We start from the raw sequence: 23295 nt of genomic DNA, 5'->3' as shown, positions 1-23295 counted from the left end.
AAGAGCAAGAAATGGCTGACAAGTATGAACTGTTGATTCTCGGCATAGGCAATATCCTTCTCGGTGACGAAGGCTTCGGCGTGCATGTCGTAAGGGAGCTCGAAAAGTACGACCTGCCTTCCGGCGTAACCGTAATGGACGGCGGCACCGGCGGGGAAGACCTGGTTTTCTGGATTGAGGACGCCGAGCGTTTGATCGTCGTTGACGCTATCGATGCCGGCGCCGAACCTGGTACCCTGTTCAGATTCAGGGATGGTGACCTCGATCTGGCTTCCGTCGAGCGCCCGCTGTCGCTTCACGACAGCAGTTTTGTCAATGTCTTGCAACTGGCCAGGCTAAGGGGTTGCCTGCCCGAAACAACCGTCTTTGCGGTACAAGTCGAGAGTATTGATTGGGGACTGGCCCTGACCCCCCGGGTCCAGGAGGCTGTGCCCCGGGTTATTAAGGCTATAGAACTTGAGCTTTCCGCAATAATGAGTTAAACTTTACAAGGAGGCATGTATCCATGCCCCACCTTGGCATTCCCGAACTCATCCTCATTCTGGCAGCAATACTGATTTTCCTGGGGCCAAGCCGGCTGCCCCAGCTTGGAAAAGCCCTCGGCAGGACTGTCAGCGCGTATAGGAATGAGACACGGGACGACTCTGTTCCCGCAGAGAGGGTAGACAAGACCGCGGCCGCGGCCGGGAGGACGGCAAGGTCGGGTGCGAGCGGCAAAGGATGGATGCACGACCTGTTGCGGAAAATGCTGCCGGCGCTGCCCGGTTACCTTTTCAGGATGTTTGTCCGCCGGGGCGGCAGGTTTTTTTAAAAAAATAAATAATTAGTCAACTAGGGAAGGGAGGCGGAATTTAAAACTTAACAGGCTGAGTGGGACCAGTCTTAGGGAGAGAAGAGGGTTCTGCTTCGGAACAAGATGGGAGGAAAATCAGGCATGAGAAAACTTTCACGGCGAGAGTTTATCCAAGCGTGTGCCGCTTCGACCGCGGGTCTGAGCCTCATGTCTCTGCTCGGGCCGCAGATCACAGACGCGCTGGCCGAAATGGCAGACGGCAAGCCCCCCGTCATCTGGCTGCAGGGGGCCAGTTGCACCGGCTGTTCCGTATCGCTTTTAAACAGCGTCGAACCGCCGATCGAAAAAGTCCTTTTGGACGTCATCAGTCTCCGTTATCATCCTAACGTATCCGCCGCTTCCGGTCACGACGTCGTCCACGTTCTCGAAGAAGTCGCCGCCAAACACCGCGACAACTTCTTCCTCGTCGTCGAAGGCGGCATTCCCCTGGGCGAAAAGGGTCACTACTGCACCATCGCCGAGAAAAACGGCAAACACCTTACCATCCTTGACGCCGTCGCCAAAATGGGCGAAGCCGCCAAGGCCGTCATCGCCGCCGGCTCCTGCGCCTCCTTCGGCGGCATTCCGGCGGCCCGGCCCAACCCGACCAGCGTCGTCGGTGTTTCCCACGTCGTCAAAAACAAGCCGGTCATCAACATCGGCAACTGTCCCATGCACCCCGACCACTTCCTGGGCACCGTCGTCTACGTCCTCACCTACGGCGAACTGCCTGAGCTGGACAAATACAACCGGCCCAAAATGTTCTACCCGATGCCCATTCACGACAACTGTCCGCGGCGGCCCATGTTCGAGGCCAACCAGTTCGCCCTCCAGCCCGGGCAGGAAGGCTGTTTAGCCCTTTTGGGCTGCAAGGGCTTCATCGCCATGAGCGACTGCCCCAAGCGCAAGTGGAACGGCGGGACCAACTGGTGCATCGATGCCGGGGCGCCCTGTCAGGCCTGTTCGGAGCCCGAGTTTCCCGACGACGTCAGCCCGCTTTACGGCTGGATGCCTGTCAAGGGCAAACTCGAAGCTTTTACCAAGTAAGGGGGTGGAACATTAAATGGCACAGAAAATCCTTGTCGATCCCGTAACCAGAATCGAGGGTCACCTGGGCATCGAAGTTGAAGTCGAAAACGGTAAAGTCATCGACGCCAAAGCCTCCGGCACCCTCTTCCGGGGCCTGGAGATGATCCTGCGGGGCCGCGACCCGCGTGACGCCCAGCACATCATGCAGCGCATCTGCGGCGTCTGACCCATCTCCCACGGCATCAGTTCGGTGCTAAACCTAGACGACGCCTTCGGCATCCTGCCGCCCAAAAACGGGCGCATCTTGAGAAACCTCATTCAGGCGGCCAACTACGTCCAGTCGCACATCCTGCACTTCTACCACCTCGCGGCCTTGGACTACGTCAAGGGCCCCGACACCGCGCCCTTCATCCCCCGTTACGAAGGGGATTACCGGCTGCCCAAGGACGTTAACGACATGGCCGTCGGCCACTACATCCAGGCTCTGGACATGCGCAAAAAAGCGCACCAGCTCCTGGCCGTCTTCGGCGCCAAGGCGCCGCACACCACCGTCTTCATTCCCGGCGGCGTCACCTCCCTCGTCACCGCCGAAAAAGTCGACCAGTTCGTCAAACTCCTGGACGAACTCATCGCCTTCGTCGACAACGTCTACATCCCCGACGTCCTTGCTGTCGCCGGCATATACGACGACTGGTTCGGCATCGGCGCCGGCTGCAAAAACCTCTTAGTGTGGGGCGTCTTCCCCCTCACCGACGAAAAGGACCTTGACGGCCAGCAGCAGTTCATCAAGCGCGGCCGTTACACCAACGGCGAGTGGGCGCCCGTCGACCCCCAAGAAGTTACCGAGCATGTCATGTACTCCCGTTTCGAGTCCAAGACCTCCAAGCGGCATCCCAGCGAGGGCATGACCGTGCCCGAGCCTCACAAATCCGGCGCCTACTCCTGGCTTAAAGCCCCGCGTTACGCCGACCTGCCGCACGAAGTCGGTCCGCTGGCGCGCATGTGGGTCAACAAAGAACCCGGCACCCTGGGCCTGGGCGACAAAGCCTTCTCCGTCCTCGGCCGGCATTACGCCCGCGCTGTCGAGTGCTCCCTCGTCGCCCACGCCATGAAAGAATGGGCCGCCCAGCTTGAGCCCGGCCAGCCCTGCTTCACCCCGCACGACATTCCCAAGGAAGCCAGGGGGCAGGGCCTCACCGAGGCCCCGCGCGGCGCGCTCGGCCACTGGATCGAGATCAAGGACCACATTATCCACAACTACCAGGCCGTCGTGCCCAGCACCTGGAACATCTGCCCGCGTGACGACAACGGCGTCATGGGCCCGCTGGAGCAAGCCCTGGTCGGCACCCCGGTGAAAGACCCGAACCAGCCGATCGAACTCGTGCGCGTGGTCCGCTCCTTCGACCCGTGCATCGCCTGCGCCGTGCATCTGCTGAGGGTGAAGGGCCACAAGAAGGAAGCGATGTCCTTCCGGATCTAAAGAACCGGCGCAGCAGTGTAGAATGGTGGAAAAGCCCCCTAACGTACAGTGATCAGGGGGCTTTCCCTTTTTATCGCAAGAAGGAAATGCGATTTGACCGGCGAAATCTGTTGTGGTATCGTGGACTATGGTAGTTCTCCAGTCAACGAAGCAGGGAGGGGTAGGATTGTTTCCTCATATCGGTGTTCCCGAACTGATTATTATTCTTGTCGTGGCCCTTGTAATCTTCGGTCCGAAGCGGCTGCCGGAGGTCGGAAGATCGCTGGGCAAGACCATCAACGAGTTCCGCCGTTCCTCACGGGAAATGGTCGGCGACGTAACCTCCAGTGTTCAGGACGTCAAGCACGAAATCGAGAGCGTCAAGGAATCCGTATCCGCTTCGCCGGAGACCAAAGCAAAAGGAAACGAGACAGCCAAAGAAGCCAAAGAAGCCAAAGAAGCCAAAGAAGGTTAAGACCTTTGTTGCCCAGTGAAGGGAGAGGAGCGCATGTTTCCACGGATCGGCATGCCGGAACTGATTATTATCCTTGTGGTGGCCCTGATTATTTTCGGTCCCGGAAAACTTCCGGAGGCCGGCAAGGCCCTTGGCAGAACGATCAAAGAATTCCGTAAATCTTCTCGGGACTTGGTGGACGAGGCGCAGGAAGCCATTCAGGATGCCGAGGAAGTAAAGGCCGCGGATTCCGGCAAGAAGCCGGAGCCGACCAACAAGGCTTAAAGTCAGCCCAGCTCCATCATGCCCCCAAAAAGGGACTCAGGTTTTTGGGGGCTGTTGAAAAACTTCGCCTGGCAATAAGGAAGTTAGATGCCGGATGCCGGACTTGAAGAAATCCGCAAGGCGGATTTCTAAGAATTTAAACTTGGCGATCGCGGAGCGATCGCTTCTAGGTCAGACCTCTGATCTCAGGCTTCCGACATCTTTTCTAGTACGCTCTGCCGCTGGCCCTTCGCCTTCCGCGCTATGCTCGTTTTTGAACAGCCCTTGGTTTTTGAACATCCCCTTTTCAGCAGGCCCTTAAAGGGGGTTCTTGTTTGATTGGAGGCGGACGAATGGCAAGGAACCCGGAGAAAGAGTTATCGATTTATGACCACCTCGGCGAACTCCGCCGCGTTATCATCGTATCCCTCCTCGCGACGGTGGCTATGGCCGGCGTCTGCTACACCTTTTCCGACCGTATCATGGCCATCCTGCTGGAGCCCGTTACCGAACAGGGCTACAAGATCGTCTTTGTCGGCGTGACGGAAGCCCTGTTCACAAAGATCAAGTTGAGCTTGTTCCTCGGCTTTATCGCGGCGATGCCGGTGACGCTGCAGCAGGTCTGGAGTTTTATCGCTCCGGCGCTGCGGAAAGAGGAAAAGAAGTTTGCCGCCCTTTTTGTTTTCGTGTCGTTTATCCTGTTCGTTGGCGGTGTTCTCTTTGCCTTTTTTGTCGTTTATAAGATGGGGGTCAAGTTCCTCCTGCAGTTTGCCGGGCCGGAGCTGGTCCCGATGCTGACCATCGGCAACTATATCTCTTTTACCATTTCCTTCCTGGTTCCTTTCGGCTTGGTGTTTGAGCTGCCCCTGGCGAGCTTTTTCCTTTCCAAGATGGGGATTTTAACCCATGCGCTGCTGGCCAAGAACAGAAAGTACGCCTTCCTGGGAATACTTGTCATAGCTGCCGCCATCACCCCTACGCCCGACCTTTTGACGATGTCCTTCATGGCCGGGCCGATGTACCTGATGTACGAATTGAGCGTATGGATCACCCGGATGGTCGAAAGGGGCAAGGCGCGCAAGGCCAGGGAAGAAGCGCTGGCCGAGGAACAAGAGATGGGGGTATACCAGGGCTCGTAAGGGCTTTTTAGGGACCCTTGCCGAGCCCGGCTGCACTTAGCTTTAAGGAGGAACGCAGGGGAGAATGGCAAGAAAGAAGATCAGCATCATCGGTGCGGGGTTTGTCGGCGCTACGGCGGCCCACTGGGCGGCCAGCAAGGAACTGGGGGACATCGTCCTGGTCGATGTCGTGGAAGGTATCCCGCAGGGGAAGGCCTTGGATTTGATGGAGGCCGCGCCAATCGAGGGATATGACTGCAACATTATCGGCACTAACGATTATGGCGATACAGCAAATTCAGACGTTGTCGTCATTACGGCCGGTATTGCGCGCAAGCCGGGGATGAGCAGGGACGACCTCCTGAGCGTTAACGCCAAGATTGTGCATACGGCGGCGGCTGAATGCGCCAGATATTCGCCCGACTGTATTATCGTTGTCGTCACCAATCCCCTGGACGTGATGTGCAGCGTGGCCTTAAGGGCCAGCGGATTCCCACCGCATCGCGTGGTGGGCCAGTCCGGGATTCTGGACAGCGCCCGTTTCAGGACTTTCATCGCCCTCGAACTCGGGATCTCCTTCAAAGATGTTACGACAATGGTCCTGGGCGGCCACGGCGACCACATGGTGCCGATGATCCGGTACACCTATGCCGGCGGCATCCCTATCGAAAAGCTCATCCCCCGCGACCGGATCGAGGCGATGGTGGAACGGACGCGCAAGGGCGGCGGGGAGATCGTAAACCTGCTGAAGACCGGCAGCGCCTACTATGCGCCGGGGGCTGCGGCCATCCAGATGGTTGAGGCCATCGTTAAGGACAAGAAGCGTATTCTCCCGGTAGCCGCCTACCTCAACGGGGAATACGGCGAGAAGGATATTTACGCCGGAGTGCCGGCGGTTCTTGGAGCAAACGGTGTGGAGCGCATCATTGAGCTTGATCTCACCGAAGAAGAGATGGCAACGTTAAAGAACTCCATCAACGCAGTCCGTGAAGTCCTGGGCAGACTTGATCTGGCATAGTACGGGTTCGTAAGTCTCAACGAAAACAGCCCTGTGGGTGGATGCCTGCAGGGCCTATTATTTTACATCCCTATAAAGTTTTCGCGTTGAGCCGCCGATAAAAACAGCAAAGTGCAAACTTAATACTCCGCTCAGGGCAAAGCCACCGAAAGGTGGCGGCGCAAAGCTAAAGGGGCTAAGGCAGGGGAACCTGCTACGCCAGCCAGTTGCCGGTAAGCTTGTTCAAAGCCTGCACGTCAATTGGCGAGCAGGCTTCTTTATTGTTCGGGGGAATCTTGATGAGAGTCAGCCGCGAGAGTGCTTTTTGGCTTTTGGTCTTAGTGACTTGCATCTGCTGCGTTATCATTCCGGGAGCAGCCGATGCGGCGTACTCTGTCGGCTTTAAATCTGCGGCTATCGAAATCACTTCCCCGAGCCGGAACCTGACGGAGTTGAGCGGCGACCTGACGGTTACCGGTAAGACCGATTTACAGCAGCTATGGCTGGCGGTAAGAGGTCCCGGCGGCGAGATCGAGACCTACCCGGTTGATCCCGAAGAGGGAAGCTTCACACGGACGATCAGCCTTCGTTTCGGCCAGGGTATTTACACGATCTGGGCAGGGGACAACCCGCGGAAGTTTGACGGCACCGTCAGGTTTCAGGTCATCAACAAGGCCGGGGAGGATAACAGGTATCTTGCTCCCTCCGCTTATATTGATTCAGCCGATCAGAACATCGTGAAACTTGCGGCCGCCGTTACGGCAGGTTCCAAAACGAGCGCGGAAAAGGCCAGGGCGATCCACGATTGGGTTGCCGCCAACATCGGCTATGATACCGGCCGTCTTGCTTCCAAGGATTTGAGCCTGTCTCCCGCAAGCAGCACGCTCGAGGCGCGCCAGGGGGTCTGCAGCGGGTACGCCTTCCTGACCGCGGCGTTGGCCCGCGCGGCCGGACTGGAGGCACGCGTGGTTTACGGGCAGGCCGGGAGCGATTCCTGGGAACGCCAGTTTCACGCCTGGAACGAGATTAAGGTCGACGGCCGCTGGGTGCCCATGGACACCACGTGGGACGCAGGATACGTGAAAGACGGCAAGTTCGTGCGCAAAACGGGGGATCGGTACTATGACAACGCCGAGCTCTTTGCTAAAACCTACCTGGTCGACAGCTACGCTGTCTATTAGGTGGTAAGAAAAGGCCGGAGGACAAGTACTTCGATACAGATCCCAAGGCCGATATTTCTGGTGAAAGTTGTAGTGGACAAACAGTTAAAACAAAGATAAAATTCTTGGTGAAAGCGGGAATTTGCAGGAAGCCGGATTGGTTTTCCCAACGGGGAGCAGTGCACGTGGCTGGTGAATGGGTACCTGAATTACCGCGGAACGGTCAAGGCAACCGACCTTAAGTCAAGGTCGGTTTGATATTTTGTCCTTTTGTTTTATCTTTGAGGAGCAGGAGATTAATGCAAGATAAGACCGATCAAAGCCTTGCCGGAACGGCCTCCCGGGGGACCGGCAGGCAAACAAGGTGTCTTTGCAACAAGCTGATTTGTGTGGTCAACGGCGACGATATCGAAATCAAGTGCAACAAGTGCAAACGACTGGTAACCATCCGCACGAAGGGTATTGTAGCTGTGGAGTTCAAATAACGAACTCTCCCGGTTACCGATACGTTTAAGGATCTTTAGCTGAGGATTTGACGATGATCGACGTGCTTGTTATCCTGCTGGTCGGCATCGGCCTGGCCTGGGATTTGCGCACAAACCGTATTCCGAACTGGCTGACCCTGTCGGGAATGGCGGCCGGTTTGGTTATTAACGGGGTCCTCGGGAGTTGGCCCGGTTTGCTTTTAAGTGCCAAGGGGCTGCTGATCGGCCTGTTGATTCTTTTTATTCCGTTTGCCCTTGGCGGCCTCGGCGGGGGAGACGTCAAGCTTTTAGGCGCCATCGGCGCGCTCAAGGGGACCGGATTTATTCTTTCGGCGGTGCTGTTGACCGCTCTCTGGGGCGGAGCAGTGGCTTTACTTGCTCTCATCGTCAGCAAGCGCTTCAAACGCCTGAACGATTTTCTTGTAGGGGTAAAACTGTTTGTCTACACCAGGGGGAAGATCGGCTACGACGTGATGCTCCCGAACGAAGAGGTCAAGGCGAAAGACCGCCTGGCCGTTCCTTACGGCATTGCCATTTTCCTGGGCACGGTTTCGGCTTATTTCATAACCCTGCCACTTCCCGCGTAAGGTTTGACTGAGTTGCGTGCAGAAATACTTGCCAGGAATAATTGCCCCTTTTGGACTTGAAAGTCTGGAGAGTTGAGATGTCCGGAAAAAGAATGCTGGTTATCGTTCTCAGCGGTTTATTGATGACAGCGGGGGTATTGCTGATGCTTTACCCTTTTTTTACCGATGTCCGCGCCTGGCTTTACCAGCGGCACGCCCTGGAGCGGATGGAGTCAGTCGAGCTGGTGCCTGGTGTAGCAGGCAGCGTCCGGCAAGAAACCGGGCTTACGGAAAACCCTGTCGTTGGTGACGGCGAACCAAAGGGGGAGGAGAAGAAACCAGCGCCGGCTCCTCCGCCGCCTCCTTTACCGGCGGTATTCGTAATAGAGATCCCTAAGATAGGGCTGAAAGCAGCCGTTGCGAAGGGAACGACATCATACGTGCTGAGCAGGGGACCGGGATGGTATGAGCACTCGGCGATGCCCGGAGAGGGAAACACAGCGGTCGCGGCACATAGGAACATGTACGGTTCGTGATTTCGCAAGATAGACCGGCTGGTTGCCGGTGACCGGATCCTCATTAAGAAGGGTACCGAACGTTTTGTGTACGAGGTCGAGTTTGTCAAGGTGATAGCCGCTAATGATTGGAGTGTTATCCAGCCAACTGATTATTCGGCGTTGACGTTAACGACGTGTCACAAATCGGGCAAGGAAAACCGCCTGGCTGTAAGGGCCAAGTTGGTTGAGAATTAGCAGCCATGATTATGCAACCGGCCTCAGATTTTAGGCCGGTTTTTTTGTTTGCCTTGTGTCAAGAAAGATCCGCCGAGAGGTACGAAAGGGGTTTATTTTCACTAAAGGGTGGCGGCTCTTTTCATGCACAATTATAATAAATTTAGCAATTAATATATAAATTTCATGTATTGTTAGATTAATTGTCGAAAGGATAGCTTTTCCGTCTGGCATATATTTACCGCCAGTAGGTTTCTGCCGAAATTACTTATAGTCCGGGATATTAACGATAAGGTGATCTGATGGCGAAACTTCAGCCGAGCCGTAATTTCCTGGGGACCAAGCTGGTTGAGGCCGGCATTATTACGCAGGATCAGCTTGAGGAGGCGCTTAAGAGCCAGGTTATCAGGGATGGTGACAAGGGCCTCCTGGGCCGTACGCTGGTCAAGCTGGGGTATTGCAGCGAGGACGACATCGCGCGGGTCATGGCCGAACGGGCCGGCGTGCCTTTTGTCAGCTTGGAGTCGTATACTATCGATTCGGCGGCCATGAGCCTGGTTTCCCCCGAGGTTGCCCGCCGTTACCGCGCCCTGCCCATCGGTTTCGACAACGGGCGGCTGGTGGTGGCGATGATGCGCCCCACCGACGTGATCGCCCTGGACGACCTGCGGATACTGACGGGATACGAAATCCAGCCGGTGGTTGTTCCGGACAGCGAGCTGGAGTCGGCGATCGACCGCTTCAGCCGCACCAACTCCGATGTCGAAACGGCACCCGAGGACGAACAGCAGGCGCCGGAAATCGTCACCGGTCCCGAGGAGTCCGCGGACAAGCCCGCCGTCAGCCTGGCCAACCTGATTTTCAGCCAGGCCGTAAACGCCGGGGCGAGCGACATCCACATCGACCCGCAGGAGAAGTCCATGCGCGTACGTTTCCGCCTGGACGGCGTGCTGCACGACATAATGCAGCCGCCGCGCAGGCTTCACCCGGCGCTGGTGTCGCGCATCAAGGTCCTGGCCAATATGGACATCGCCGACCGCCGCGTCCCGCAGGACGGGCGGATGACGCTGAGGATCGAAGGCAAGACCGTGGACGTCCGGGTCGCTTCGCTGCCGGCGGCCTACGGCGAGAAGCTGACCCTGCGTCTCCTCGACCGCTCGGCCAAGCTGATAACTTTGGAGAAACTGGGTTTTTCCCGCCAGGTCCTCGGGGCCTTCGAAGAGTTTTTGCGCCTGCCTTACGGGTTCATCCTGGTGACGGGACCCACCGGAAGCGGCAAGAGCACGACGCTGTACGCCGCGCTGGCGGCACTGAATTCCGTGGAGAAGAACATCATCACGGTCGAGGACCCGGTGGAGTACCGGCTCGACGGGCTGAACCAGATACAGGTTAACCCCAAGGCGGGACTGACCTTTGCCAACGGGCTGCGCTCCATCTTGCGGAGCGACCCGGATATCGTGATGATCGGCGAGATCCGCGACCAGGAAACGGCGCGGATCGCCGTGGAGTCGGCCCTCACCGGCCACCTGGTGCTGTCGACGCTACACACCAACGATGCCGCGGGAGCAATTACCCGCCTGTCGGACATGGGGATCGAACCCTTCCTTACGGCGTCATCGCTCGTTTGTGTTCTGGCACAGCGGCTGGTGCGCAAGCTGTGCCCCAACTGCAAGGAAGAGTACAGCTTAAGCCCGGAGGAACTGGCGAATATCCCCGATTTTCCGGCAGACCCCGCCGGCGGACCGGTCCGCCTATACCGCCCCAAAGGTTGCTTGCGGTGCAGCAGGACGGGATACAAGGGACGCACCGGCGTTTACGAATTGCTGCGCGTTACCGAACCGATCCGGCGCTTAACCCTGCAGAGGCGTTCGGCCTCGGAGATCAAGGACCAGGCGATCAGCGAGGGCATGGTCACGCTGCGCCGGGACGGAATGCTAAAGGTCAAGCAGGGTATAACGTCGCTGGAAGAAATAATGAGGGTGATCGTATGAGCGGCGATGGCGGCAAGGAAGTGCTCAGCATGGACCAGATCCTGATCGAGACGGTGCACCGCAAGGGCTCCGATCTGCACCTCACGGCGGGTTCCCCGCCGATCGCCAGGGTCTTCGGCGAACTCGTGCCCCTGGACTTTCGCCCGTTGACGCCGGCGGACATTACCAATCTCGTGATGCCCATCCTGGACCCCACCCATCGTAAACAGCTCGAAGAGGAATGGGAACTGGACTTCTCTTATTCAATACCGGGGGTAAGCCGCTTCCGGGGGAACATCATGCGCCAGCGCGGGACCCTGGCCGTGGCCTTTCGCGTGGTGCCGACGTTTGTTCCCGATCTCGAAGACCTGCGTCTGCCCGCGGCCGTCCGGGACCTGTGTTTCCTCCCGCGGGGCCTCGTGCTGGTCACCGGACCCACCGGCAGCGGCAAATCGACTACGCTGGCGGCTATGGTCAACCTGATCAACAGAGAGCGCAGCCTCAACATCGTCACCATCGAACAGCCGATCGAGTTTTTGCACAGCCATAAAAAGAGCATCGTCAAGCAGCGTGAGGTCGGCACCGACACCCATTCCTTCGCCAACGCTTTGCGCCACGTACTGCGCCACGACCCCGACGTAATCCTGATCGGAGAAATGCGCGACCTGGAGAGCATCGCCATCGCCCTTACGGCCGCCGAGACCGGCCACCTGGTGCTGTCCACGCTGCACACCCAGACGGCGCCGCTGGCCATCCACCGCATCGTCGACGTGTTTCCGGAGTATATGCAGAACCAGGTCCGGCAGCAACTCGCCGACTGCCTGCAGGGTGTCATCGCGCAGCAGCTTTTGCCGACTGCCGACGGCTCCGGCCGGGTGGTGGCCGTTGAACTTATGCTGGCCACGCCGGCGGTGCGCAACCTGATCCGCGAGAGCAAGGAACACCAGCTCTATACGGCCATGCAGACCGCCCGGGCGATGGGCATGTGCACGATGGACCAGTCTCTGGCCGATCTTTGCCAGCGCGGCTTGATCACGCGGGAGACCGCCCTGCTGCGCTGCGTGGACCGCGTGGAATTGGAGCGCCTGCTACAGCAAGGCTTTACCGGCGCGGCTGATCGTAACGGCCTGCAGGCCAAGAACTGGTTCTAATTCAGGAAACGGGGGTTGATGATGGGGCTTTTCGCCTACCAGATTATCGACCGTACCGGCAATACGGTGACCGGACGGATGGATGCCGAGCACGAGTTCGCTGTTGCTGCCCGCCTGCGCAGGCAAGGGTACACCGTCGTGGATGTAACCCCGGTAAAGGAATCGGCTATCCGCCAGTTTTTCACCTTTCGCCGCAATGTGAACATCGGGGAGTTGAGCCTCTTCAGCAGGCAGCTGGCCGCCATGCTGGATGCGGGCATTCCGCTGACCCGTTGCCTGAATACCTTGAGCAAGCAGGTTACGAACCCGACGCTGGCCCGGGCGGTGGCTGAGACAGCGCGCAACGTCGAAGCCGGGATGGGATTTTCGGACGCGCTGCGCGGCTACCCGGACATCTTCCCGGCGTTATATACCGATATGGTGCGCGCCGGAGAGGTCGGGGGCTCCCTGGAGGAAATCCTGCGCCGGCTTTCCGAGCAGCTCGAACGCGACAAGCAATTGCGGGACAGCATTCGTTCGGCCACCTTTTACCCGATGGTGGTGCTCTGCTTCGCCGGCCTGGTCGTGATGGGTATGATGTTTTTTATCGTCCCGATATTCGTCAAGTTTTTTCCGGCCGGCGCGGTCCTGCCCCTGCCGACAAGGGTACTGATGAGTGTTTCCGATTCCTTAAGACATTTCTGGTACCTGTGGTTTGCTGTTCTTGCCGCGGTCTTCTTTAGCGCGCGTTTCTACGTGCACAGCCCCGCCGGACGGCGGTCTTGGGACCGTTTAAAGCTTAAACTCCCGGTTATGGGCCCGCTTTTCCAGCGCACCGTCATCGCGCGATTCGCCCGTACCTTTTCCACCCTGCTTTCGGGCGGTATCCCGGTGCTGCAGGCCCTCGCGGCCGCCGGGCCCGCTTCGGGCAACGCGGTGATCGTCGAGGTGGTGGAACTGGCCGCCGAAAAGATCCAGGAAGGCAAGACCATCGCCGGCCCGCTGGAAGAGAGCGGCGTATTTCCGCCCATGGTCACCCAGATGGTGGCCGTCGGTGAGGAGACGGGCTCGCTGGCCTTGTTACTCAACAGGATCGCGGAGTTTTACGAGGCCGAGGTCGCGGCGATGGCGCGCGGACTCGTCGCCCTTGTCGAACCCGTTTTGATTATCATTATCGGCTGTATTATCGGCGGCATTATTATTTCGATGTACTTGCCCATTTTCACTGTCGTTACGCAGATCGGGAGGTAGTAGTGTATTCTAACAGCGCAACAGGCGGCGGAGTTCCAAACTTGGAAGATAGTATGAGAGCATACCTGGAGACAGGCAAGGAGCAGGATTTGGTGGCTGTGATGCAGGCGGGTCGCCGCTTGATCGAGCACTTCGCGCGGCTGCACGTCGGCGACCGTCCCGGCGAGGACGTGATCCAGGCCGGCTACGAGGGCCTGCTGAAGGCCGTACGACGGTTCGATCCAGGGAAGGGCGTTAAGTTCGCAACCTACGCCGCGCACTGCATCGCCGGAGAGATCCGCCACCACCTGCGGCGCGAGGCCGCCTTCGGCCGGCCGGGCTGGGTGGCCGAACTGCAGGCGCGCATCCATGCCGCGGCGGACGAACTGCTGCAGCGGACCGGAGAACCTCCGTCGATCAGCGAGATCGCGGCCGCCGTCAATGTCCGGGAGGACGGCGTGCTCGAGGCGCTGCGTGCCGGTATCGTTTCGCTGGACGAGATGGACCTGTCCCGGATTAAGAACCTGCGGTACGAAAGCTTCCGCTTGCCCATCGAAGACGTCATCGCCGTCCGGCAGGCGCTGGCGCGACTCGGCGATCTGCAACGTAAGGTGATCTACCTGGTCTTTTACCGTGACCTGACGCAAACCGAAGCCTCCAGGAAACTGGGCATCAGCCAGCGCAAGGTGTCGCGGATACTGAACAAAAGTCTCAGCCAAATGGCCGCGGCCTTGTCCTGAAGCGGGGGATGTGAGGCGGGGATGACGAGACGCTTGTCAATTGACAAACTGGCCGACCGCCGGGGCTTTACCCTGGTGGAAGTGCTCGTCGCACTGACGCTCTTAACCGTTGTTACGGTGGCCTTTGTCCCTCTCTTCGTCTACATCAGCGAGGGCTCGCAGGCCAACCGCGCGCGGCTCGTCGCCACCAAGCTGGCGGCCAATATAATTGAAGATATCCGTGCCCTGCCTTACAGTCAGGTGGGTCTCGCAGGGGGTAACCCTTCAGGGAATATTCAGCCGACGACGACGGTCACGGTCGGGGGGGTCAATTATACAGTTCAGACCAGGATCTGGTGGGTAAACGATCCGGCTGACGATTCGAGCGGGACCGATCCTATCCCCTATGATTACAAGCGGGTGAGAGTCAGTGTAAGCGCTCCGAGCGTCTTTACGGGGGAAGTGGTTCAGACTACGGAAATCCACACCCTGGTTTCCTTGGAGGGTGAGGAGGAGGCCTTCCCGGGGGGCAACATCCGCGTGCAGGTCTTGCGGGGATGGCGTACGACCCCGGGCGTAGACGTCCCGGTAGAGAACATCCGCGCCGAACTTTCGGCCGGACCCGATGCGCCCCAGACGAACTGGACCGACGAGGTTGGCCAGGTCCTCTTTGCCGTCCTCGATGAGGGAAGCTACACTGTTCAAGTCGACCCAAGCGATCAGGGAATGATGGTTCACCCCGCGCAGGCTCAGCAAACGGCCGAGGTCACCAGTGGAGTCACTGTCGAGCGTCTTTTCGAAATAGAGTTCCCATGCCACCTGGAGATCGAACTGCGAGACGCTTCGACAGGGAACCTGATCAATGTCCCAGGTACGCTGGTTCTTGAAACGCCGGAAACCGGCACGATCAGCAAGAACTTCACCGCCGAAATGGGGGGCGTCTTGCCCAAGGATTTCCTGGGCGACCTCTGGCCGGTCGGTGACGGTTACCTAGGAACACCCTATAACCTGACGGTAACAGCGGACGGCTATATTCCTTATGTGCTACTGCCTAAGCATGAGGCGGTTTGGGACGGTACTTTCGATGAACCCGGCCAGACGAAGAGCCTTATCCTGGAACTGATACGAGCAAACGCCAGTGTCACGGTAACCTCCCAAGGATCAGGAATGCCGGTGGCGGGCGCTCTCGTGGAGATCTACCGACACACCTATACCTACCACTTAGGTTTATGGACCGGCGTTTGCTCTTCTAGCCCAGTGGCCTCTACTCAGACGACTAAAGACGGGCTTGCTGGTTTCGTCCTGGAGGAGAACAACCCATGCTCGCCCCCCCTGATTCCGGTGGAAGGGTACCAGTACAGCCGGTACTGTGTTAAGGTTACCGCTCCGGGATACCTACCCTTCGGTCCCGAGCACGGCGCTTTTTGGGTCACCGGCGGTCAACAGTGGACGGACGCGGGCGTGGTGGAGACATACCATGTCGTCTTGCAACCGGAATTTCGGAGTATCCTGGTCCGCGCCGAGAAGTCCAACGGGAAACCAAAGAACATCCGTGTAAAGGTCGTGGGACCAAACGGGTACAATCAAGTACAGCATACCGGCGCAGACGGCGAAGCGCTTTTCGACAACCTCGATCCCGGTCTTTATGAAGTATATAGGTGGTTCGGGGGAGTCTGGATGGATAGGAGAGAGGTCAATGTCGTCTCGGGTCAATACGTGGTTACGTATACCAACCTGCCATTTTAGCGAGTGATGTACGACGGCCCGGCGAATGGAAACGCAGCACAAATGGATGTGAGAGTTCAGTGAATGGAACGGCCGTCTGGTTTCGGTTGGAGGATACATTCAGAAATAAGAGGGGTATTACGCTGGTCGAACTGCTGGTTGTGCTCGCCCTGCTAAGCATGACTATTGGCGTTATTTATATGTATTTCGATTACGGCTATAAGAGTTGGAACCGTGCTTCAGCCGAGGCGCGCGCCGTGCAGGAGGCCCGTCTTTTTATTGACGTCCTTAACCGCGAGGTCCACCAGGCACGGGTTGCGACCAATGGTGGAACCGCGGTGGCTGTTTCTGCCGGCAACACGCAGCTCGACGTTTATACCGACGTCAGCGGCGATGGTAGGCCGGAGCTGGTCAGGTACCGTCTCGTGGACGGGAGGCTTGAGCGGGGGGTCAGCGCCCCGCAGGGCAGCGCATACCCGTATTCCTACGCGGCGCCAACGGCCTATGAGACTGTGGTCACGACTGTGGTTAACGGAGCCGGTGATCCTCTCTTTACTGTTGACGCCAGCAACCCTCCGCGCATGAAGGTACTTGTTAATCTGCTGGTTAATGATGCCGCCACACCGCTTGCCCAGCCGTTGGCGGTTCAGGCCACCATCAGCGTACGCAGCAGGGGGAATGCCTCATGATGCGACGTCTCTTGTGCCAGGAACACGGAATCGCTGTACCCATAGTGGTAATGATTATTGCCATTATTTCCCTCCTGGGTTTTACCGCGGCTTTTCTTGTTGAGAGTCAGGCCACCATGGGGCGCCGTAGTTCCGACAGCGAAAGGGCCATCTACTTCGCGGAGGCCGGGTTGAACAAATACCTTTGGCATCTTAACAAGGATTCCAAGTATTACGAGGTTCCGGAAGTCGACAAGACTGCTGACGACGCCCGTTTAAACGTGGATACGCCGTTTCAGGACGGATTTTACCGCCTGCAGGTTGATCCCCCGACCACTGAAGAGCCGGTGGTCACTATCCGCTCGACGGGCTGGCCGGCCAGCGATCCAACAAACAGGCGCAGTGTTGAGATAACGGTCCGTAAGCGCCAGTTTGTGCAAACCATTTACCTTTCCGGGGAGGAGACCATGTCTTCCGGGCAAACGGTCTGGTGGATTACCGGCGATGAGGTTTTCGGCCCTTTGCATACCAACGGCACCTTACATATCGACGGCGATCCGATTTTTCATGGTCCGGTAACCTATTCCGTTAACCTGGATGTCCGTGCGGGCAGCAACCCATTCTACGAGGAAGGCCCTCCCCAAAAAGTGGCGCCGCTGACCTTTCCCCCATCAAACAGCCAGCTTAAAACACAGGCGCAATACAACGGTTATTATTACAACGGCCGGACGTGCATCCTGCTTAACGGCAACCAGGTTACTATCCGAAACGGTACCGGCAGCGCGGTGACTCGCCCGCTGCCGCCAAACGGGGTGATCTACGTGGACGGTACAAGCAACCCCGACGAGAGCAGAACTGACAAGTGGAACCTCAGCAGAGGCAATGTCTTTGTTTCGGGCACGCTGGACGGCCGCCTGACCATTGCCGCGGCCAATAATATTTACATTACGCACAAGAACCCAACGAATTTCAACTACCTTACCGCCGGTTCGACGGGCGGCCTTCGCTACGCCAACGACGACTTCGACCCGAACGGCGGGATTACCGACGACATGCTCGGGCTGGTCGCCAACGGGCGGATTCGTCTGCTGCACTATTACTGGCCGACGTCAACATGGCCCTATTACGATGTGCTGGCGGGTTTGGCCGGCGACGTTTCGCCGCAGAACGTAACGATTCACGGTGCCCTTTTCGCCCTAAACCCTTCCTGGGAGTATGAAGAGTGGGATGAGGGGCCGGCAAGGGGAACCATCACCCTGGTAGGTTCGATTACACAACAATTCCGCGGCGCGGTTGGTACCTTCTTCTCGTTGACGGGAACCCGGCTGACCGGTTACAACAAGAACTACCGCCACGACCCGCGCATGGCCTACGACACGCCGCCGCATTTTCTGCAACCTGTTAACGCGGGTTGGGAAATCGTTAGTTGGAAAGAAATAGCGAATCCTTAAGAAATCAATACCGGGACACTGACTCCCGGTGCAGCAGGGGAGAGTGGTGGGAGAAGATGGGCTTTTTTAAGCCGGCCGGTGCGGTAGGACTGGAGTTGGACGCCGGCGAGGTGCGCGCCGTTGAACTGCGCGGTACTCCCCGCGCCCCGCGCCTGGCGGCCTGGGGACGCCAGGAACTCCCGGATGGCGCGGTCGTCGAGGGCGCTGTAACCGACCCCAAGGCCGTGGCTACAGCCCTGGAAAAGCTGTGGACTGCGGCCGGGATAGGCAGCCGCGATGTCGTCCTGGGGATAGCCAACCAGGGCGTGCTCATCCGCCTGGGTACTGTGCCCAAAGTGCCGGAGAACAAGCTGGCCCAGTTGATCCGTTACCAGGCGCAGGACTACCTGCCCATCCCTTTGAACCAGGCCGTGCTGGATTTCGCCGTCGTGGGTCAAACCACCGGGGGGCACGGTCGGCTTCTGGAAGTCCTGCTCGTGGCCGCCAGGCGGGACATGCTCCAGCCTTTCCTGGAGGCCCTTTCCGGCGCGCGGCTGAACGTTACGGCTATAGACGCGGCTCCCCTGGCCCTGGTCAACGCGGCGATGACGAACGAACGCCGGGGCACGGTCGCCCTGGTGGACGTCGGGAACGGCCTCAGCCACATCCTGATCGCCGCGGACGGGGTGCCGCGGTTTGCGCGGCTGGTTCCGATAAGCCTCCAGGACGCGGTCAAAAGCTTTGGCTTTCTCCTTGCCGACGTCGAACCCGTGGGGACAGGGGCGGAAGATGAACAGCAAACGGCTCGGCAACGGCATAAGGAAAAACTGCGTGCCTGGTGTAACAACGTAGCGGGCGAGATCCAATCTTCCATCGGCTATTATCTCGCGCAACCGGGCTCGGCCGATGTCGAGAGAATCATCATCAGCGGGCGAGGCGCCAGGCTTGCCGGTCTTGCCGAGTTTATGGCCGAACGCCTGGACTTGCGCGTCGAGAAGGTGCGCCCTCTCGAAGGAATCACCGTACAGCCGGGCTGTGAGGACATCACGCGCGAGGTGTTGGACTTCGCCGTGTGCATCGGTCTGGCCAGACGAGGATTGGAGGGCGCGAAGTGAGCCAGGTCAGGATCAACCTTCTGCCGCCGGAAATTGCTACGCAGTTGCGTGCACGCCGAAGACGTAATCTAACCATCCTTGTGAGCGGGACGGTACTCCTGGTTTTCCTGGCGTTTTACGCCGCGTTGATAGCCGCTACCGTCCAGGCACGGGGAGAGGCGGCACGGCTTCAAGAGGAGCGGCGCAAGGTTCAACAGGAAGCCGCAGCTTACCAGCAGTATGCCGACATGCGGGACCGGATGACCCGGACCGAGGGTCTGGTCCGCGAAGCGGTCGGTTCCCCGCCTGATTGGACAAGGATCATGGCCGACATAGGGCGGCAGATCCCCGGTTCCGTCTGGTTAACTGACTGGAAAGTAGAGAAAAAAGACAAGAATGCTCAGGTCCAGGCAACACAAGGCCAGTCCGGGCAAGGACAAAGCGCGGGCGGGAACAAAACCGCCGCTCAATCCGCCGCTGTGAGCGAAGTTGTTATCCGCGGGTGGACATTCGAGCACACGGCCGTTGCCGCCTGGCTGGATGCTTTACGTGATGTGCCCGGGCTTACCGATGTCAGGTGCCGGTTTACCTCTACGGAAAACCTTCACGGGGACGCCATGGTCCAGTTTGAAATCAAGGCGGCGGTTCTTTCCGGTCAGCCGTTCCAGCCTGTACAAGGAGGGGATTAGCAATCAGCCAGCCCTCTGTGCGTATTAACAGCAATCTTTTTCTTGTAATCCTCGGAGTAATCGCGTTAATCTTAATGCTTTTCCTGCTTTACCTCCAGTTCGGGGCGTTGCGGGCGGCGCGGGACGCCGTTACGGAAGAACGCATGGCGCTGGCCCGCGATCAGACCCGGGTGCAGCAGTTGATCAAAATGAAAGCAGACGCTGTCGGCGTGCAGGAGCAGTTGAACCGGCTGGAGCGGATGATGCCTGCGGAGCCTGACGAGGATGTCCTTCTCGCCGATCTGCAAGCGGCCGCCGAGGCCGCCGGCTTATGCCTTAGACAAGTCCGTTTTGAGGAACGCGTTACCGGGCAAGGTTACGTCGAGATGCCCTTCAAACTGGCTCTTGAAGGACGGTACTCGGAGGTGCTTGATTTGCTTGCCGGCCTGCGGGACGGTCCCAGAGCGGTACGCATCGAGGAGCTGAAACTCGCCCGGTTGAACGAGGACTCATCCGAAATAAGGGCTGACATTGCCGCCAGCGCTTTTTACGCTGGACAGCAGTAGACCGGCGGCTGGAACGTACAGAGATAGAGAGATAAGGATGGTGGAGAAGTGTGGCTGAGGAAACACCAAAGGGGATGAGCTTCGACCGGGAGCGGGTACGGCAGTGGGCGACGGCGCACAGGGAAAAGCTGGTTGTGGGCGGGTTGCTGCTTGTCCTGATCATCCTTGCCATTGTGTCCTATGCCCTTGTTACCCGCCTTACCAAGGGGGGCGCGCAGGATGCCGCTATCCAGCAGGCGGCAAAAGATATTGCTGCCGGCGAAAAGCAAGTAACCACCCTGCCGCAGACACAGCGCACCCTGGACGAGAAGCCCGGGGATAAGTTATCGGCCGGCCAGGGGGACGTGATTGATCCCTTCGCCGGGGCTTTGCTCCGGGGGGTTATCCTGGACAAAAACGGGCAGAACCTGGCGATCATCGAAATCGGCGGCATGGCTTATATTGCCGAGAAAGGCTCTACGGTTGCCGAGACCTGGACGGTGGAGGAGATCAAGGAACGGGAAGTTGTTCTTAAGGCGGGTGACCGTGAAATGCGCCTGAAACTCAACGGTAGAGCCAGTATAAGCGACACCGCCAAGTCGACGCGGTAGGGGAAGGGAAGTGCAAGGAATGATCGGTAGAGACACGGTATTATATGGCGTAAAAAGGGTCTTCCGGTCCGGAATGCGCATACCGGCGGTGTCGCTGGTAGTAGCGGCCTGTCTTGTTTTCGGGGGTATCCCAAGCATCGCGGCCGCCGACAGCAGGCCCACGGCAGCCCTGTCTATCGACGACGGAATAACGCCGCTGTCTTCTTCTCCTGGCGGAGGGGGAGTCACCATTGAGGTTCGCGGGGCCGATATCCGCGATGTCCTCTCGGCGCTGGCACTGAAGATGGGGAGCAGCGTCATCCTCGCCGCCGATCCGGTAAAGGTGAACTTCAAGGCCGAGGGCGTCACTGCACGCCGCGCCCTGGAACTGCTCGTGCAAAGGGAAGGCCTATCCTATATCCAGGACGGGAACATCATCGTCGTCGGCAAGCAGGAAGACCTGGACAGGAACTTCTTCGCGCAGATGCATCTAACACGGTTCGACCTCGTCTATATTCCGGCGGAAAAGGTCAAATCCCTGATCGGACAGCTTGGTATCCCGGCCAAGGCCGTCACTGTGGAAACCCACCCGGGCATACTGTGGGCGCAAGGTTCAGCGCAAGCCCTGCAGAAGGTGCGCGAGCTGGTCAATGCCGTCGACATCCCGGGGGTTGACGTGTCGGGCAAACCGGCCACGCAGTCGGTGTTTGTCTACCAGTTAAAGAACATCGTCGCCCGCGACGCGGCGGAAAGATTAGGGACCTTTATCAGTGAAGAGTCAGGCCCTGCTGATGCCGCTGATTCTCTTCTGAGCTCCCTGGCGGGAACCGCCGGAGCGACGGGGGCAAGCAGCGGTGCCGGGGCATCAGCGAGCAGCGGCGGGTCAATGGTGAAGACGATCACGTTCAGCTATCCCGAGTTCGGAAGAGAACTGCTGGTCATCTGTCCGTCCCATATGGAAACCCAGGTGCGCGGCGCGTTGAACCGGCTTGACCAGGAGCGGGCCAAGGTACGGATACCGGTGGCCAAGAGCGACAATTACCAGTTGATCTATAACTACCGTAAGCTGCTCAGTGACTTAACCGGCATCCCGACAAGCAGCTTTAACATATCGTCCGACCTGATGCCCGGAGAAAAGGACGAGTACGTCATGTGGGTGGAGGAGTCGCCTGATAACGTTAAGCGCGTTGCGGATTATCTGCAACTGATAGGTAGCGCCCAGCCGATTACCGTACAGGAGGAAGAGCAAGTGCAAGAGTGAATAGCGCCTGATTGCCTGGACGTTTCGCGTTGGAATTCTAAAGTTTGACTAAAATGTTCCGAAACAGTGTCTAGGGTTACGTGTATGACGGTATAACCACATATAGGAAGACAAAAGATGGCATGAATTCCCAAGAAGAGGGAAGGGAGGTGAAACGATGTTTACAAGACTTTGCCATCTCCTCAAGAACCGTAAGGGCTTCACCCTGGTCGAACTGATGATCGTCGTGGTCATCATCGGCATCCTGGTGGCTATTGCTGTGCCTGTTTATAACAACGTATCACAAACAGCAGAACGAAGGGCTGTAGAGGCCAACCTAAGGACGATTGATGGTGCGATCATGCAATTCCAGGCTGCTAATAATGGAACTAACCCGACCGATATAAATGCCTTAGTTCCCACATACTTACAAGCTGTACCCGCAGGGCCGGGAACTGCAACGTATACAGTGGGTGGTACTCCTCTTCGGGGTCAGGTTAGCGGGACGGTTGGTGGAACGACACTTACCAACGCATCTTTACCTATTGCTTGGCCGTAAACTGACGGAAAGAATTAAGAACACATGGTGCTAGGCACCAAACTTGTAACTCATTGTTGGATGAAGGATACGCCTCCTGCCGGAGTGATGGCAGGGGGCGTATCTCTAAAGGTGACTCCATTTTGGGGTACATGTCTATCCGAGGCCGTGTTGTGAGGCCAACAAGAATGGATGTGAACACCGTGCCGGATATTGACTGCCGGTTTGAGGACACTGGAAAACCTCGTTATCTACCGGGATGCTTGGGTGACAAACGCGGTTTTACGCTCGTGGAACTCCTGGTTGTCGTTGTTATCATCGCGGTGTTAGTGGCCACTGCCCTACCGATGTACAAGTCCACGGAACAGACCGCCAGGGACAGGGCAGACGAAGTGAACGTCAGAGCTTTGAACAGTGCCACCCTACAGTGGGTGCTGGAGGACGAGTCTAACGACCCACGAAGCGAAACCACTGACTCCTTAAAAGGAAAGATTGAGAACCGGTTGATTGTAGGTTGGCCTGTTTCACCCAACGGAAAAGACTACGTTCTTGATAACGGCCAATGGAAGGCCGAGTGATCGGGGTTAACGCTCATCGCTCAATGCTCAACACCCAATTGGTTCCCATAAGAAGTATTATGTTGCCTAAGAAGT

At 58.1% G+C, this 23295-nt stretch carries 25 protein-coding genes, 1 pseudogene and 1 riboswitch; all 26 genes and pseudogenes read left to right on the top strand.

Translation table 11 applies throughout. From position 1 onward, the window contains the following. The first annotated feature begins 11 nt into the window (after positions 1-11). Positions 12-482, top strand: a complete 471-nt coding sequence (locus tag ACPV0M_RS04750) for a HyaD/HybD family hydrogenase maturation endopeptidase (RefSeq protein WP_425621811.1) — start codon at positions 12-14, stop codon at positions 480-482. A 23-nt stretch (positions 483-505) separates the two neighbouring features. Beyond that, positions 506-811, top strand: a complete 306-nt coding sequence (locus ACPV0M_RS04745) for a twin-arginine translocase TatA/TatE family subunit (RefSeq protein WP_425621810.1) — start codon at positions 506-508, stop codon at positions 809-811. 123 nt (positions 812-934) lie between these two features. Continuing rightward, positions 935-1879 (top strand): hydrogenase small subunit, encoded by a 945-nt coding sequence (locus tag ACPV0M_RS04740; protein ID WP_425621809.1) that lies wholly within the window; start codon positions 935-937, stop codon positions 1877-1879. A 16-nt stretch (positions 1880-1895) separates the two neighbouring features. Further along, a complete protein-coding gene (locus tag ACPV0M_RS04735; RefSeq protein WP_425621808.1) occupies positions 1896-3341 on the top strand; it encodes a nickel-dependent hydrogenase large subunit in 1446 nt (481 codons plus the stop codon). Between the two features lie 166 nt (positions 3342-3507). Further along, positions 3508-3795 (top strand): twin-arginine translocase TatA/TatE family subunit, encoded by a 288-nt coding sequence (locus ACPV0M_RS04730; protein WP_425621807.1) that lies wholly within the window; start codon positions 3508-3510, stop codon positions 3793-3795. A 33-nt stretch (positions 3796-3828) separates the two neighbouring features. Continuing rightward, on the top strand, positions 3829-4059 hold the full coding sequence (gene tatA / locus ACPV0M_RS04725) for a twin-arginine translocase TatA/TatE family subunit (RefSeq protein ID WP_425621806.1): 231 nt from the start codon (positions 3829-3831) through the stop codon (positions 4057-4059). Positions 4060-4391: 332 nt separating this feature from the next. Continuing rightward, positions 4392-5177 carry a twin-arginine translocase subunit TatC gene (gene tatC, locus ACPV0M_RS04720; RefSeq protein ID WP_425621805.1) on the top strand — a complete coding sequence of 262 codons (786 nt, stop codon included), beginning with the start codon at positions 4392-4394 and terminating at the stop codon, positions 5175-5177. 64 nt (positions 5178-5241) lie between these two features. Continuing rightward, positions 5242-6174: a malate dehydrogenase gene (gene mdh, locus ACPV0M_RS04715; protein WP_425621804.1), complete on the top strand. Its 933-nt coding sequence runs from the start codon at positions 5242-5244 to the stop codon at positions 6172-6174. A 125-nt stretch (positions 6175-6299) separates the two neighbouring features. Next, positions 6300-6388, top strand: a riboswitch (cyclic di-GMP riboswitch). 46 nt (positions 6389-6434) lie between these two features. After that, positions 6435-7334 carry a transglutaminase domain-containing protein gene (locus tag ACPV0M_RS04710; RefSeq protein WP_425621803.1) on the top strand — a complete coding sequence of 300 codons (900 nt, stop codon included), beginning with the start codon at positions 6435-6437 and terminating at the stop codon, positions 7332-7334. Positions 7335-7612: 278 nt separating this feature from the next. Next, positions 7613-7798 carry a hypothetical protein gene (locus ACPV0M_RS04705; RefSeq protein WP_425621802.1) on the top strand — a complete coding sequence of 62 codons (186 nt, stop codon included), beginning with the start codon at positions 7613-7615 and terminating at the stop codon, positions 7796-7798. A gap of 53 nt (positions 7799-7851) precedes the next feature. Then, a complete protein-coding gene (locus ACPV0M_RS04700; RefSeq protein ID WP_425621801.1) occupies positions 7852-8385 on the top strand; it encodes an A24 family peptidase in 534 nt (177 codons plus the stop codon). Positions 8386-8462: 77 nt separating this feature from the next. After that, a pseudogene (locus ACPV0M_RS04695) lies at positions 8463-9116 on the top strand (sortase). Positions 9117-9397: 281 nt separating this feature from the next. Further along, positions 9398-11086, top strand: coding sequence for a GspE/PulE family protein (locus tag ACPV0M_RS04690; RefSeq protein WP_425621800.1), 1689 nt, complete (start codon positions 9398-9400; stop codon positions 11084-11086). After that, on the top strand, positions 11083-12216 hold the full coding sequence (locus ACPV0M_RS04685; RefSeq protein ID WP_425621799.1) for a type IV pilus twitching motility protein PilT: 1134 nt from the start codon (positions 11083-11085) through the stop codon (positions 12214-12216). Before ACPV0M_RS04690 ends, ACPV0M_RS04685 begins: the two co-directional genes overlap by 4 nt. A gap of 18 nt (positions 12217-12234) precedes the next feature. Next, positions 12235-13446 (top strand): type II secretion system F family protein, encoded by a 1212-nt coding sequence (locus ACPV0M_RS04680; RefSeq protein WP_425621798.1) that lies wholly within the window; start codon positions 12235-12237, stop codon positions 13444-13446. Positions 13447-13487: 41 nt separating this feature from the next. Continuing rightward, positions 13488-14165 (top strand): sigma-70 family RNA polymerase sigma factor, encoded by a 678-nt coding sequence (locus tag ACPV0M_RS04675; protein ID WP_425621797.1) that lies wholly within the window; start codon positions 13488-13490, stop codon positions 14163-14165. Positions 14166-14198: 33 nt separating this feature from the next. Next, positions 14199-15890 (top strand): type IV pilus modification PilV family protein, encoded by a 1692-nt coding sequence (locus ACPV0M_RS04670; RefSeq protein ID WP_425621796.1) that lies wholly within the window; start codon positions 14199-14201, stop codon positions 15888-15890. Between the two features lie 86 nt (positions 15891-15976). Continuing rightward, positions 15977-16558 carry a prepilin-type N-terminal cleavage/methylation domain-containing protein gene (locus tag ACPV0M_RS04665; RefSeq protein WP_425621795.1) on the top strand — a complete coding sequence of 194 codons (582 nt, stop codon included), beginning with the start codon at positions 15977-15979 and terminating at the stop codon, positions 16556-16558. After that, positions 16555-17988, top strand: a complete 1434-nt coding sequence (locus ACPV0M_RS04660) for a hypothetical protein (RefSeq protein ID WP_425621794.1) — start codon at positions 16555-16557, stop codon at positions 17986-17988. The genes ACPV0M_RS04665 and ACPV0M_RS04660 overlap by 4 nt, the downstream gene beginning before the upstream one ends. A gap of 56 nt (positions 17989-18044) precedes the next feature. Continuing rightward, a complete protein-coding gene (pilM, locus tag ACPV0M_RS04655) occupies positions 18045-19082 on the top strand; it encodes a type IV pilus biogenesis protein PilM (protein WP_425621793.1) in 1038 nt (345 codons plus the stop codon). After that, positions 19079-19750 (top strand): PilN domain-containing protein, encoded by a 672-nt coding sequence (locus ACPV0M_RS04650; protein WP_425621792.1) that lies wholly within the window; start codon positions 19079-19081, stop codon positions 19748-19750. Before pilM ends, ACPV0M_RS04650 begins: the two co-directional genes overlap by 4 nt. A 74-nt stretch (positions 19751-19824) precedes the next feature. After that, positions 19825-20295, top strand: a complete 471-nt coding sequence (gene pilO, locus ACPV0M_RS04645) for a type 4a pilus biogenesis protein PilO (RefSeq protein ID WP_425621791.1) — start codon at positions 19825-19827, stop codon at positions 20293-20295. Positions 20296-20345: 50 nt separating this feature from the next. Next, positions 20346-20885 (top strand): hypothetical protein, encoded by a 540-nt coding sequence (locus ACPV0M_RS04640; protein ID WP_425621790.1) that lies wholly within the window; start codon positions 20346-20348, stop codon positions 20883-20885. Between the two features lie 19 nt (positions 20886-20904). Next, positions 20905-22125, top strand: a complete 1221-nt coding sequence (locus ACPV0M_RS04635; protein WP_425621789.1) for a hypothetical protein — start codon at positions 20905-20907, stop codon at positions 22123-22125. Between the two features lie 157 nt (positions 22126-22282). Beyond that, complete coding sequence (locus tag ACPV0M_RS04630; RefSeq protein ID WP_425621788.1) at positions 22283-22663, top strand: prepilin-type N-terminal cleavage/methylation domain-containing protein; 381 nt, start codon at positions 22283-22285, stop codon at positions 22661-22663. 167 nt (positions 22664-22830) lie between these two features. Next, entirely contained in the window at positions 22831-23220 is a 390-nt protein-coding gene (locus ACPV0M_RS04625) for a prepilin-type N-terminal cleavage/methylation domain-containing protein (protein WP_425621787.1), read from the top strand. The last annotated feature ends 75 nt before the right edge of the window (positions 23221-23295 follow it).

The organism is Desulfosceptrum tomskiensis (assembly GCF_049818055.1).
Classification (GTDB): Bacteria; Bacillota; Desulfotomaculia; order Desulfotomaculales; family JASEER01; genus JBFLVT01.
The sequence above is the reverse complement of the archived record's forward strand: the minus strand, read 5'-3'. Positions and strand labels throughout refer to the sequence as shown.

Bases quoted from the DNA above. Each gene is read 5' to 3' on its own strand.
- ACPV0M_RS04750 (WP_425621811.1), top strand. From the start codon at position 12: ATGGCTGACAAGTATGAACTGTTGATTCTCGGCATAGGCAATATCCTT.
- ACPV0M_RS04745 (WP_425621810.1), top strand. From the start codon at position 506: ATGCCCCACCTTGGCATTCCCGAACTCATCCTCATTCTGGCAGCAATA.
- ACPV0M_RS04740 (WP_425621809.1), top strand. From the start codon at position 935: ATGAGAAAACTTTCACGGCGAGAGTTTATCCAAGCGTGTGCCGCTTCG.
- tatA (WP_425621806.1), top strand. From the start codon at position 3,829: ATGTTTCCACGGATCGGCATGCCGGAACTGATTATTATCCTTGTGGTG.
- tatC (WP_425621805.1), top strand. From the start codon at position 4,392: ATGGCAAGGAACCCGGAGAAAGAGTTATCGATTTATGACCACCTCGGC.
- mdh (WP_425621804.1), top strand. From the start codon at position 5,242: ATGGCAAGAAAGAAGATCAGCATCATCGGTGCGGGGTTTGTCGGCGCT.
- ACPV0M_RS04705 (WP_425621802.1), top strand. From the start codon at position 7,613: ATGCAAGATAAGACCGATCAAAGCCTTGCCGGAACGGCCTCCCGGGGG.
- ACPV0M_RS04700 (WP_425621801.1), top strand. From the start codon at position 7,852: ATGATCGACGTGCTTGTTATCCTGCTGGTCGGCATCGGCCTGGCCTGG.
- ACPV0M_RS04690 (WP_425621800.1), top strand. From the start codon at position 9,398: ATGGCGAAACTTCAGCCGAGCCGTAATTTCCTGGGGACCAAGCTGGTT.
- ACPV0M_RS04685 (WP_425621799.1), top strand. From the start codon at position 11,083: ATGAGCGGCGATGGCGGCAAGGAAGTGCTCAGCATGGACCAGATCCTG.
- ACPV0M_RS04680 (WP_425621798.1), top strand. From the start codon at position 12,235: ATGATGGGGCTTTTCGCCTACCAGATTATCGACCGTACCGGCAATACG.
- ACPV0M_RS04660 (WP_425621794.1), top strand. From the start codon at position 16,555: ATGATGCGACGTCTCTTGTGCCAGGAACACGGAATCGCTGTACCCATA.
- pilM (WP_425621793.1), top strand. From the start codon at position 18,045: ATGGGCTTTTTTAAGCCGGCCGGTGCGGTAGGACTGGAGTTGGACGCC.
- pilO (WP_425621791.1), top strand. From the start codon at position 19,825: ATGCTTTTCCTGCTTTACCTCCAGTTCGGGGCGTTGCGGGCGGCGCGG.
- ACPV0M_RS04635 (WP_425621789.1), top strand. From the start codon at position 20,905: ATGATCGGTAGAGACACGGTATTATATGGCGTAAAAAGGGTCTTCCGG.
- ACPV0M_RS04630 (WP_425621788.1), top strand. From the start codon at position 22,283: ATGTTTACAAGACTTTGCCATCTCCTCAAGAACCGTAAGGGCTTCACC.
- ACPV0M_RS04625 (WP_425621787.1), top strand. From the start codon at position 22,831: ATGGATGTGAACACCGTGCCGGATATTGACTGCCGGTTTGAGGACACT.